Annotated in this window: 13 protein-coding genes and 1 pseudogene; 13 read left to right on the top strand and 1 reads right to left on the bottom strand. The window is 63.3% G+C overall.

Annotation, left to right across the window (positions count from 1 at the left end):
* Both VJX68_RS07185 and nth read left to right on the top strand, forming a co-directional pair.
* Positions 1-943, top strand: a 943-nt coding sequence (locus VJX68_RS07185; protein WP_324094991.1) for an FAD-dependent oxidoreductase, incomplete at its 5' end; no start/stop codon positions are given.
* Positions 912-1622 carry an endonuclease III gene (nth, locus tag VJX68_RS07180; RefSeq protein WP_324094990.1) on the top strand — a complete coding sequence of 237 codons (711 nt, stop codon included), beginning with the start codon at positions 912-914 and terminating at the stop codon, positions 1620-1622. The genes VJX68_RS07185 and nth, both read left to right, overlap by 32 nt.
* A 48-nt stretch (positions 1623-1670) precedes the next feature.
* On the opposite strand, the gene VJX68_RS07175 is transcribed toward nth, so the two are convergent.
* A complete protein-coding gene (locus tag VJX68_RS07175; protein ID WP_324094989.1) occupies positions 1671-2927 on the bottom strand; it encodes a glycoside hydrolase family 1 protein in 1257 nt (418 codons plus the stop codon).
* A gap of 143 nt (positions 2928-3070) precedes the next feature.
* Here VJX68_RS07175 and VJX68_RS07170 point away from each other — a divergent pair, with 143 nt between their 5' ends.
* The 11 genes and pseudogenes from VJX68_RS07170 to holA all read left to right on the top strand — a co-directional run bounded on the left by VJX68_RS07170 (position 3071) and on the right by holA (position 11789).
* Positions 3071-3604: a YceD family protein gene (locus VJX68_RS07170; protein WP_324094988.1), complete on the top strand. Its 534-nt coding sequence runs from the start codon at positions 3071-3073 to the stop codon at positions 3602-3604.
* A gap of 34 nt (positions 3605-3638) precedes the next feature.
* Positions 3639-3818: a 50S ribosomal protein L32 gene (rpmF, locus tag VJX68_RS07165; RefSeq protein ID WP_324094987.1), complete on the top strand. Its 180-nt coding sequence runs from the start codon at positions 3639-3641 to the stop codon at positions 3816-3818.
* Positions 3819-3836: 18 nt separating this feature from the next.
* Positions 3837-4841, top strand: a pseudogene (gene plsX / locus VJX68_RS07160) (phosphate acyltransferase PlsX); the annotation flags it as partial.
* A gap of 427 nt (positions 4842-5268) precedes the next feature.
* A complete protein-coding gene (fabD, locus tag VJX68_RS07155; protein ID WP_324094985.1) occupies positions 5269-6216 on the top strand; it encodes an ACP S-malonyltransferase in 948 nt (315 codons plus the stop codon).
* A 157-nt stretch (positions 6217-6373) separates the two neighbouring features.
* The gene (gene acpP / locus VJX68_RS07150) at positions 6374-6613 is read left to right on the top strand and encodes an acyl carrier protein (protein WP_324094984.1); all 240 of its coding nucleotides are present in this window, start codon (positions 6374-6376) and stop codon (positions 6611-6613) included.
* A 77-nt stretch (positions 6614-6690) separates the two neighbouring features.
* Entirely contained in the window at positions 6691-7200 is a 510-nt protein-coding gene (nrdR, locus tag VJX68_RS07145; protein ID WP_324094983.1) for a transcriptional regulator NrdR, read from the top strand.
* Positions 7172-8329, top strand: coding sequence for a bifunctional diaminohydroxyphosphoribosylaminopyrimidine deaminase/5-amino-6-(5-phosphoribosylamino)uracil reductase RibD (gene ribD, locus VJX68_RS07140; RefSeq protein ID WP_324094982.1), 1158 nt, complete (start codon positions 7172-7174; stop codon positions 8327-8329). Before nrdR ends, ribD begins: the two co-directional genes overlap by 29 nt.
* Positions 8330-8408: 79 nt before the next feature.
* On the top strand, positions 8409-9620 hold the full coding sequence (ribA, locus tag VJX68_RS07135) for a GTP cyclohydrolase II (protein ID WP_324094981.1): 1212 nt from the start codon (positions 8409-8411) through the stop codon (positions 9618-9620).
* 39 nt (positions 9621-9659) lie between these two features.
* Entirely contained in the window at positions 9660-10106 is a 447-nt protein-coding gene (gene nusB, locus VJX68_RS07130; RefSeq protein WP_324094980.1) for a transcription antitermination factor NusB, read from the top strand.
* Positions 10075-10686, top strand: a complete 612-nt coding sequence (gene lptE, locus VJX68_RS07125) for an LPS assembly lipoprotein LptE (protein ID WP_324094979.1) — start codon at positions 10075-10077, stop codon at positions 10684-10686. Before nusB ends, lptE begins: the two co-directional genes overlap by 32 nt.
* 29 nt (positions 10687-10715) lie before the next feature.
* Positions 10716-11789, top strand: a complete 1074-nt coding sequence (holA, locus tag VJX68_RS07120) for a DNA polymerase III subunit delta (RefSeq protein ID WP_324094978.1) — start codon at positions 10716-10718, stop codon at positions 11787-11789.
* Position 11790: the final 1 nt, after the last annotated feature.

Genomic DNA, 11790 nt, shown 5'->3' with positions numbered 1-11790 from the left:
TGGGCCATGGGTTGACGAGATTCGGCGGATGGACGATCCGGCGGCGAAAGCGTGCGTGCGCTTGACCAAGGGCGTGCATCTGGTGTTTGCACGAACGGTACTGCCGGTGCGCGAATCTCTCGTGCTCGCCGACGAGCGCGGACGAATCGTGTTCGTGATGCCGCATGACCGCTACGTGCTGGTGGGCACGACCGACACGGATTTTGCGGGCGATCCCGCGAGCGTCAGGACGGAAATTGGCGACGTCGAATATCTGCTGGCGGTGCTGGCCGAGAGTCTGCCGGGGATCAAGCTGACGAACTCCGACGTGGCGACGAGTTTTGCGGGACTGCGCGCTCTCGTGAGGGAGAAGGACGGTGCGGCGCCGTCGTCGGTGCCGCGCGAGGAAGTTATTTTAGAAAGTCTGTCGGGCCTTATAACTGTCGCCGGCGGAAAATTCACGACGCATCGCGAGATCGCGCAGAAGCTCGTCGATCTCGTGATGAAGCGGCTGGGGCGGTCGGCGGGAACTTGTCCGACGCTCGCGACGCCGTTTCCGGGAGCGCGGCCGCTGGCTTCAAGCGATGAGTCGGGCAGCAGCGCAGCTATGCGGAGCATACCGGGCACGGTGGCGGAAATTCTCAAGGCGCGTTATGGAACGCGCGCGCCGATTGTCGCGCGGATTGCATCGAGCCGGCCTGAGTTGGCGGAGCCGCTTTCACGCGGCTGTCCGGCGATTGGCGCGGAGGTGGTGAACGCGGTTGCCAACGAGATGGCGCATTCGGTCGGCGACTTTCTGATTCGGCGCACGTCCTTGTCGTGGCGATCGCCGGTCGAGGCGGAAGCGGCGGCGCCGGCTGTCGCGCGAATCATGGCGGCCGAGCTTGGATGGGATCGCTCGCGCGAGGAAGCCGAAGTCGCCAGCTTCACGCATGAGCAGCAGAGCCGGCGCGTCGTCGCGTGAGTGCGCTATGGCGGCGCGCGAATCGAACGCGGAGATAAAGAAGCGCGCGGGTAGAGTCTCGCGCACGCTGGCGAAGCTGTATCCCAAGGCGCGCATCAGCCTTGATTTCGAAACGCCATGGCAATGCCTGGCGGCGACGATTCTGTCTGCGCAATCCACTGATGCGGGCGTGAATCGCGTGACGCCGCGGCTCTTCCGCGAGTACCCCGACGCGCGCGCGATGGCAGCGGCGGATCCCCGGCACGTCGAAGAGTTAATCGTCAGGACGGGATTCTTCCGGCAGAAGACGCGATCGCTGATGGGTGCGGCGCGGAAGATCGTCGAGGATTACGGCGGCGAGGTTCCGTCCGAGATGGACGCGCTCGTAAAAATTCCGGGCGTCGGGCGTAAGACAGCGAATGTGATTCTTGGGCACATTTTCGGCAAGCCGGGTTTCGTCGTGGATACGCATGTGCTGCGGCTGACGTATCGGTTGGGGTTCACGAAGAATACGGATCCCGCAAAGATTGAGATCGACATGCAGAAGATTTTGCCGGCGGAGGATTGGACGCCGTTTTCGATGCGGCTGATCCTGCATGGGCGGCAGGTGTGCATCGCGAGGAGGCCGCAGTGTGAAGTTTGCGCGATCGCGAGTGACTGCCCGCGAGTTGGAGTAGGTAAGGGCGTCAGAGGAACCTAACCCCTAACCCCTTCTCCTAGTGGAAGGGGAACCGGATCTTGGGAGAGATTAGTCGCTAACATCGATCCCATTCGCGCGGGCTAGGTTGCCGAGCCATTGGGCGCTGGGTTTGATTGTGCGCGTCTGAGTTTCGCGATCCACCGCTACTAAGCCGAAGGTTGGGCGGTAGCCGGAGTTCCATTCGAAGTTGTCGAGCAGTGACCAGTAGCAGTAGCCGCGGACGTCGATGCCGTCGCGGATGCATCGCGCGACGCCGTTCAGCGCGCGGCGCACGTACTCGATGCGGCGGTCGTCCTTGTCGGTGCCGATGCCGTTTTCGGTGACGATGACCGGCACCTTGGCGACTGCGCTGGCTTGCCGGATGTTCGCTTCGAGCGCCTCCGGCCAGAATTCGTAGCCCATCATCGTGGTCTCGACGCTGGCTTCCGGGCGTAGCGTGCCGTCGGCGCTAATGCGGTTGCGCGTGTAGGTCTGGATTCCGATGAAATCATCGCCGCGCGCTGCCTCATAGAATATGTCCTGGCATTCGGCCTTGATGCGATCGCGACGAGCCTCGCCGCCGGGCACGGCCTGGAGGTCGGCTAGGGCGAGACAGATGCCCACAGGATATTTGCCGCGCGACGATTTTAGGGCTGCAGCGGCCAGCCGATGCGCCTCGAGCATCACGTCGCGCGCCTTCATTTGATCGCACATCAGGTACGGCGCGAAGCGATTCGGATCGGCGCCGATGCGTCGCGCCGCATCTGAGAACCATTTCGCGCGCGCCGGGTCGATCTTCAACGGCATCCTGTCGACCTGATATTGGTAGGCGCTGAGGTTGGCCTCGTTAATCGTGCACGCGACGCCGATCAGATCGCCGAGATGCGCGGCGGCGCGCTCGCAGTAGCGGGCGAAAAGCTCGGCGGTCTTTTTGTCTTCCCATCCGCCGTCGCCGGCGACCCATCGCGGCGACGTGAAATGATGAAAGGTGACGACCGGCGTGATCTTGTGCTCGTGACAGCATGCGAGCACGCGGCGGTAGTGGTCGAGTGCGGCGCGCGAGAACTCGCCGGGCTCGGGCTCGACGCGGGCCCATTCGATCGAGAAGCGGTACGAATTGAAGCCGAGCCGCGCGAGCATCGCAATGTCGTCGGCGTAGAGATGGTACTGGTCGCATGCGTCGCCCGAGGGCTCGACGAACGGCGAGCCCGGCGTGTGCTCGAGCAGCCAGTAGTCGGAGTTGAGGTTGTTGCCCTCGACCTGGTGGGCAGCGGTTGCGGTTCCCCAAAGAAAATTGGCTGGAAAAGTGAATCGCTCGTTAGCCATCGCAGACGTACCTCGATGAGAAGCATTTGCGACGCTACCGCTAAACGAACTTCGCGCCAACCGGCGTATTTGAACATCGCGCGCGAAATGCAATAATTCCCGTTCCACTAATCCCGTCCAACGCGTCACGTGAGCCGTGAAAAGTGAAAATCCGAATCGAGGACATAACGGCGGATGCCAAGGATTTGGCGTTTGCCGAGCCGGAGCAGGAAATAAATCGGATCCTGGGCCAGGGGCCGATCCGCGAGTATCACCTGGAAGGGCCGGTCGAGGTGTCGGTGTCGTTCTATCGCGCGGGGACCGAGCTGTTTTTCGAGGGCAAGCTGAAGACACGGACCGGAGCGGTATGTGCTCGATGCGCGGAGGATTTCGACGCGGCCGGCGACCGTCCGTTTCGGTTCGTGCTGTCGCCCAAGTCGATTGGCTACGACGACGACAATCTGCGCGCCGAGGATTTGGAATTTTCGTTGTACGAGGGCGACGAGGTGGACCTGAGCCCGCTGGTTCGCGAGCAGGTGCTGCTCGCATTGCCGACGCGTCCGCTATGCCGCGAGGACTGCCGCGGCCTGTGTCCGCATTGCGGCGTGAATCTGAATCGCAACACGTGCGAATGCCGCGTGGAAACCGTAGATCCGCGGCTCGAGGCACTGCGGTCGCTTAAACTGCCGCGCACCTGATAAGCTCAACCTCAACATTAGGAAGTAATTCGTCATGCAAGCACCCAAACGCCGAAGTTCGCACTCGAAAAAGAACATGCGTCGCGCGCATGATGCGCTCCGCGCCGTCAACCCCGGCACTTGCGCGTCGTGTGGCGAGCCCGTGATGCCGCATCGCATCTGCCGCCATTGCGGATCCTACCGCGGCCGCCAGCTGGCCGAGATCAAGGAATAGGCGCGGCGGAGTACGACCGTGAAAATCGCGCTCGACGCGATGGGGGGTGACCTCGCCCCCAAGGCGACTGTTGAGGGCGCCGTCCTGGCGGCCCGCGACTTCGGCATCGAGGTCGTGATGGTGGGCGACGGCGAGATCCTCGCGCGCGAGCTCGCCGACCACGAAGCCGCCAATCTGCCAATTCGAATCGAACACGCGCCCGAAGTCGTGCTGATGGACGACTCGCCGCTCGAATCGGTGCTGTCCAAGCCGCGCTCGTCGATTCACGTAGGACTCGATCTCGTCAAGCGCGGTGACGCGAGCGCGTTTGTCAGCGCGGGGAATTCGGGCGCAGTGATGACGGCGTCGATGATGATCCTCGGCAATCTCATGCACGTCGATCGGCCTGCGATCGCGTCGCTGGTGCCGACCAGCGAAGGCTTCGGATTGCTGATCGATGCGGGCGCGAACACCGACGTGAAGCCGCTTAACCTCGTGCAGTTCGCCGTGATGGGAAGCGTGTACTGGCGGCACGTGCGCAACGTTTCGCGCCCGCGCGTCGGGATTTTGTCCAACGGCGAGGAGCGTTCGAAGGGCAACGACAACACGCGCGCGGCGGCGGCGATGCTCGAGCAGATGCCGACCTACGTGCACTACATTGGGTACGTCGAGGGGCGCGACATCAACCGCGGGAAGACGGATATCGTCGTCACCGACGGCTTCACCGGCAACGTCGCGCTGAAGACGATGGAAGGATTCTCGTCGTTCCTGCTGGGCAGCCTGCGCGAAGTATTTGGCGGCAACTGGCGCTCGCGAATGGCGTATCTGCTGGTGCGAAAAAATCTCAGCGCGATGCGCGAGCGGCTGGATCCGTCGGAGTACGGCGGTGCACCCCTGCTGGGAGTCAGCGGAGTGTCGATCATCGCGCACGGCTCGTCGAACCCCAAGGCGATTCGCAATGCGATTCGCGCGGCGGCGAACGAACAACTCGTGCATCACGTGAACGCCGAGATTCTGGAAATTCTTGCAAAGATTCAGCCAGTCGGGCCGGCGAAGCCTGCCGCCGGCAAAGGGATCCGCGCGTTGTTCGGCAAGATGCGCGAGCGGTTGCATCGTCGCGACAAAGAAGGCGAGGCGGCCAGGCGCGACGACGCACATCCCACGCCGGTTGGTGATGGGGGCGCGCCGCACGAGCCGTCGCCGGAGCATATCGCGGACCATCATCTCGATCCCAAAATCGAACGCGCAAACTACGAATCGACGCACTCACGCTCGCACGGCAGCGGCTCCCTTAAGAATGAAGCGCGAGTCGAACCCGCGGACGCAGCCGCGGCGCCGGCGTCGACGAACGGCACGGCGGTGGGCGCCGACAAAGCGCACAAGTCAGGCGAGCTGCATACACGGGACGAATCGGACGCCGGCACGCATTCGCCAGACCGTCCGAAAAGCGATTCGTGAGGCGCTGTCATTAATGAGGTTCGCGTTTCTTTTTCCGGGGCAGGGATCGCAGCGCGTCGGGATGGGCAAGGAGCTCGCGGATAATTTCCCGGCCGCGCGCGAAACGTTCAAGGAGGCCGACGACGCGCTTGGCTTCGCGCTCTCCAAACTATGCTTCGAAGGCCCGGAAGACGAGTTGCGGCTGACGACCAACACTCAGCCCGCGATCGTGACGGCTTCAATAGCGGCGCTGCGGGTCTATCGCAAAGAAGTCGGCGGCGCGCCAGAAATCGCAGCGGGCCATAGTCTCGGCGAATACAGCGCGCTGGTCGCGGCCGGCGCAATCGAGTTTGCCGACGCGGTACGCGCAGTGCGCGAGCGGGGCCGCCTGATGCAGGAAGCCGTTCCGCCGGGGCAGGGCGCGATGGCGGCGCTGATTGGCCTCGAGCTGCAACAAGTGCAGGAAATCTGCGCGGAGGTCACGGGCGACGGCAAGCTCGCGGTGCCCGCGAACCTAAACGCTCCCGGCCAGGTTGTTATCGCCGGGCATGCGGCGGCGGTCCGCCGGGCGCTGGAGATTGCCAAGCAGCGCGGCGCCTCGATGTCGGTGGAGTTGAAGGTCAGCGCGCCGTTTCATTGTCCGCTGATGCAACCGGCGCGCGAAGGGATGGAACCGGTGCTGCGGGCGCTCAAGGTCGGCGCGTTCAAGTTTGGCGTGATCGCGAACGTAACGGCGGAAGTGAACAACGATCCCGCGCGCGTGGTGCCATTGCTGCTCGAACAGATAACGGCGCCGGTGCGATGGGAAGAATCGATGGGCGTCGTCGCGCGCAGCGGCGTCACCGACGCGATCGAATTCGGCTGCGGCCGCGTGCTGATGGGCATGATGCGCCGCACGTATCGCACCATTCGGGTGCGCCCGCTCGAGGATCTCGCGTCGTTGAAAGCGATTTCAGAGCCTGCCGGCGCCGCCAAAGCCTGAACCTTGCCTTGCGTCCGCGCCTTTCAGTCCTTACGCTGCCCTGATAACTTGAACCCGAGCCCCAGACCGTTACCTGTTATCTTCGCGGCGGGGGGTAACGTTGGAATATTGATTGGCGGCCTAATCACGGCTCGCTGCCAGGAGGAACGACAGCACGATGGCTCAAGACATCGAAACCAAGGTTCGCGAGAAAATAAGCGAGCAACTGGGCGTGGCCGCCGACGAAGTAACTCCGGAGGCCTCGTTTATAGAGGACCTCGGCGCCGACTCGCTCGACATCGTCGAGCTGGTGATGGCGCTGGAAGAGGAGTTCAACATCGAAATCTCCGACGAGGACGCCGAGAAGATCCGCACCGTCAAGGACGTCGTCACCTATATCGAGGCTCACAAGAGCTGAAGCCGCGCGACGCAAAACCCGCTCGTCACAAATCGCCGGGCCGGCGGCGCCATGCCGTGCGGACTTGGAGCTAGACCATGCGGTGTCCATTCTGCCGCAATCGTAAAAACCGCGTCGTCGATTCGCGCATGTCGAACGACGGCATGATGATTCGGCGCCGCCGCATGTGTTCGGCATGCAAGCGGCGCTTCACCACCTATGAACGGGTCGAAGAAGCGGCGCCGATGGTCGTGAAAAAAGACGGCCGCCGCGAGCCGTTCGATCGCAACAAGATAATCGCCGGCCTGAAGCGCGCGTGCGAAAAGCGGCCGGTCTCGATGGAAACGATCGAGCAGATCGCCAACAATATCGAGACCACGATGGCCGAGCAGGGCGACCGCGAGGTCTCCAGCAACGCGATCGGAGAGGCGGTGATGAACGAGCTGCACAAGATTGACCAGGTCGCGTATGTGCGCTTCGCGTCGGTTTATCGCTCGTTCAAGGATATCGACGAGTTCATGCACGAGCTCGAAGACCTCATCAATCAACGCAAGCAAACGCCCGCGCCGCGCGCCGCCGGTGAAAAGAAAGGCGACGGCGCGTCTTGATTCGGCCGCGGTTCGGGACGAGCGCTTCATGCGCGAGGCGCTCGCGCTGGCGCAGGAACAGCTCGGGCTGACCACGCCGAATCCCTCGGTAGGATGCGTGATAGTGCGCGGCGGCAAGGTCGTCGGGCGCGGCGTCACAGGCATCGGAGGACGTCCGCACGCGGAAACGCAGGCGCTCGCGGAGGCGGGTGCGCTCGCGCGCGGCGCGACCGCGTACGTTTCGTTCGAGCCATGCGCTCATTTCGGAGAGACGCCGCCATGCGCGAATGCGCTGGTCGGAGCAGGCGTCAAGCGCGTCGTCATCGGATGCGTCGATCCCGACCCGCGTGTCCGCGGGGGCGGAATCGCGATCTTCAAGCGCGCGAAGATCGACGTCACTGCCGGAGTGCTTCAAGACGAAGCGCTGCGGTTGAACGAAGGATTTATCACGCGGGTGAGGCTGGGGCGGCCGTTGGGAATACTGAAGCTGGCGATGTCGATGGACGGGCGAATCGCCGCTGGCAGCGGCGATTCGCGATGGATCAGTTCGCGCGAATCGCGCGAACTGGTGCATCGATGGCGTCGCGAATGCGACGCCGTCATGGTCGGCGCGGGCACGGTAATAGCGGACAATCCGCGGCTGACGTGCAGAATCGCGGGCGGACGCGATCCGGTGCGCGTCGTCGTCGACGCGCGCCTAAGCACGGCGCCGACCGCGCGCGTTTATCGGCAGCGGTCGAAGGCGCCCACCATCCTAATCACAACGCCTGCCAACCTGGCTCGCGCGCGGCAGAGATATGACCGTCGCGGCGTCGAAGTGCTCGCGGTCGCAACGCACGGCGGGATCATCGAGTTGGACCGGTTGATGCTCGAGTTTGGGCATCGCGGATGGTGCCGCGTGCTGATCGAAGGAGGCGCGAATCTCGCCGGCTCGGCGCTGAGCGCGGGTATCGTGGATCGCGTGGCGTTCTTCGTCGCGCCGAAAATTCTTGGCGCCGGTTTGTCGGCGGTCGATGGGATGAAGTCGCGCCGCGTGCGCGATTCCGTCGCACTTGAAGATCTCACCGCACGACCGGTTGGCGGCGATTGGCTGTTGGAGGGCCGCGTTCGCCGAGAAACATCCGGGGTCCCTCGGCTCCGCTCGGGATGACAAAGAATAGGATGAATCTGCCGCGCACTGGTTAGGTTGGCTAGCCGGTGATAATATCGCCATCGTTGAATTGAATCAGATGGCATCGGCTTCTTTAGAAGAAATTTTCTCCACGTTGCGCGACGGCAAGATGGTCGTGATGATTGCGGAGGAGCGCGAGGACGCGGAGGGCGACCTCGTGATGGCGGCTGAGAAAATCACGCCAGACGATATCAATTTCATGGCGCGCGAGGGCCGCGGCGTGATCTCGGTCGCGATTCCCGAGAAGCGTTTCCGCGCACTGGGGATTCCGCTCCAACCTTCGACCGACAATGGCGATTCGAATGAGCAGGCCGGCGTGTTGATCGACGCGCGCGAAGGCGCCACGACCGGGATTTCTGCCAGCGACCGCGCGCGCGTGATCTCAGTGGTCGCGTTCGAGGAATCTCGCCACGACGATATCGTCATGCCGGGCCACATTTTACCGCTGATGGCGCTTAGCGGAGGCGTGATGGTGCGTATAGGGCGCGCCGAAGGCGCGGTGGACCTGATGCGCTCGGCGGGGTTGGGTCCGGTCGCGGCGCTGTGCACGATACTGCGGGAGGACGGCGAAGCGGCGCGACTCGGCGAGCTGCGCGAGTTCGCGGCGCGCCATTCGATTCCGATCGTTTACGTCAAGGAACTCGTGTCGCATCGCTTGACGAATGAAGTCCTGGTGCAGCGCGTTTCCGAGCAGCCGTTTCCCATCGAGGGCGGTATGCTGAATGCGGTCGTATTCCGCAACGTTGTTGATGGCCGCGAGCATCTGGCGCTGATCAAGGGCCAGGTCGGCGGCGGACGCACCGCGCTGGTGCGGCTGCATTCGGAGTGTCTCACTGGCGACGTCTTTGCGTCGGCGCGATGCGACTGTGGTGAGCAGTTGCAAGAGGCGCTCGAACGAATCATGGCGGCGGACCGCGGCGTGGTGATTTATCTCCACCAGGAGGGGCGCGGAATCGGGCTGGGGAACAAGATTCGCGCCTACGCGCTGCAGGACAACGGGATGGACACGGTCGAAGCGAACCTGCATCTCGGATTCGATGAGGACCTGCGCGACTATGGGATCGGCGCGCAGATTCTGCGCGACCTCGGCGTCGGCGAGGTGCAGTTGCTGACCAACAATCCGCACAAGATTGAAAGCCTGCGCCGGTATGGGGTGAACGTTTCGCGCGTGCCGATCGAAGTGACGCCGCATGCGGGAAATATCGGATACCTGAAAACCAAGAAAGAAAAACTCGGCCACCTGTTCTCGGAGCTGAAGCTGATCACTTGAGAGGGTAGGTGCCGCGCCGCCCGCGACTGTGGAATTGCAATGGGACTAAGACATCAGGGGCGTGAGCTCGCGCTCAAGGCGCTGTACCGGATAGATATCTGCGGCGGCGCCAGTAGCGACGATCTGAAGGCGCTGTTCGAGAGTTTTCCGGTCGAAGACGACGCGCGCAGGTTTGCGGTCCAGTTGATGGAAGGGGTGCGACGCGAGCAGCCGGCGCTCGACAAGCATCTGGCGGACGCGCTGGAACATTGGTCGGTCAAGCGGCTGTCGCGGGTTGATCACAACGTGATGCGAATCGCGCTTTACGAATTGCTCAGGATGGAGGATATTCCGGCGCGCGTTACGATCGACGAAGCGATCGAGCTGGCGAAATGCTACGGCGATATCGAGTCGGGACGCTTCGTCAACGGGGTGCTGGACGAAATTGCCGGACGGCTGGGGCTCAAGCAGAAGGGTGAGGAAGTCACGCTATCCAAGGCCGAGTAGCCTGCTCGGCATCGTGCTCGCCGCGAGTCTTTTTGTTGCGGGATGCGGCTATCACTTCGCGAGTTCGGGTGACGCGCTGCCGCCGAGTGCCGAGACGATTTACGTCTCGCGCTTCGGCAACGACACGCGCGTGACCGGAATCAACGACGAGTTCATGCGTTACATCAAAGATGAAATCGCGATGCATCGCCGGCTCAAGGTCGTCTCGAGCCCTGACATGGCCGACCTCGAGTTGTCGGGCGAGGTCAGGCTCACTAACCAGGTACCGACCAATTTCAACTCGGCACTCGAGCCGACCCAATACACCACGAGCATGCTAATCTCGGCGACGCTGAGGGATCTTCATGCGAAGAAGGTACTCTGGAGCTCGCACAACATCGGCTCCGGAGAGCACGCTCCCATCGTGCCGCAGACGACGGTGACCACGACGCCGACTTTCCTGCAGCAGAACCTGCGCGGCAACGACATCGCAAACATGACCGACATCCAGACTGCGCAATCGGAAATGCCGGCGGCGCGCGACGTGATGATGCAGCGGCTCGCGCAGAACCTGTACACGCAGATGGCTAACGGCTTCTAAGCGGGCGCCGCGCCCGGGGACTTTGCCGCATGCCGCTTGAAACCGCGCTCGCGTACCTTCGAGAGGCGGGCGGGGAACAACGAAACCGAATCCCGCCGGTGGTGGTGATTTTCGGTCCGCACGCATTTCTGCGCGAATACATTCTCGACTCAATCGTTCGCAAGCTCGTCGCTGACGGCTGCCAGTATCGCAGCTTTCAGATTGGCGCGGGTGACGACTACGGCGCCGTGCTTAACGAGCTTCGCGCGCCCGATTTGTTCGCGCCCAGGCTCGCGATCGCATGCCGAATCCTGAAGTCGCGCCGGGACAAGGCGGAGATCGCGGGCGACGCTGAAGCCGGGGACGCGCGCGGGTCGGGCAGCGGTGGGTCGGAGGCGGCGCTGGTGGCGGCAATCGAGTCGGCGCACGGGCCGGGCAATCTCATCCTGCTCTACGAAAAAGACAACGCACCGGCGAAAGTCCGGCGCGCCGCGGAAAAGGCGGCGTTACTCGTAAATTGCATGCGTCCGTTCGACAATCAGATCGAACAGTACGTCAATGCGTTCGCGAATTCGCTGGGATTGAAACTGTCGGCTGCCGCAATCGACCTGATTATTTCGCGTCACGGCGGAGATTTGGCGGCCGTCGCCAACACGCTCGGCAAAGTGACGATCTTCGCCGAGCCTGGCAAGGCGGTGCAGCCGGGCGATCTGGACGAGGGCGCGCGCCGGATGCCGGAAGCATTCGAGCTCGCGGAGAGCGTCGCGCGCGGACGGGCCTCGGCGGCGCTGGCGCAATTGGGGCGTGCACTCGCGCTCGGGCGCGAGGTCTTCGAGATTCTCGCGGTCGAGATCATACCTATGATGCGCCGGATGATGATCGCGGCCTCGATGATGGCGTCGCGCAGGAGTCAGGGCGATGTCGCTGCCGCGCTCGGACTGCCGCCGCAAAGCGGGTTGGCAACGCGCGCAATCGAAGGGGCGCGCCGCTTCGGGCTGGCGCGCCTGGAACGCGCCTACTGGCGCGCGTGCGCGATGGACGCGGGATTCAAGGACGGTACGATCAAGGAGCGCGAAGAAGCGCTCGCCGGACTGATCCTCGATCTGATGACAGCGTCGGATTAGA

Source organism: Binatus sp. (SeqCode), assembly GCF_035272065.1.
GTDB lineage: Bacteria > Desulfobacterota > Binatia > Binatales > Binataceae > Binatus.
Note: the sequence above shows the minus strand (reverse complement) of the source record. Positions and strands in the feature narration are given on the sequence as shown.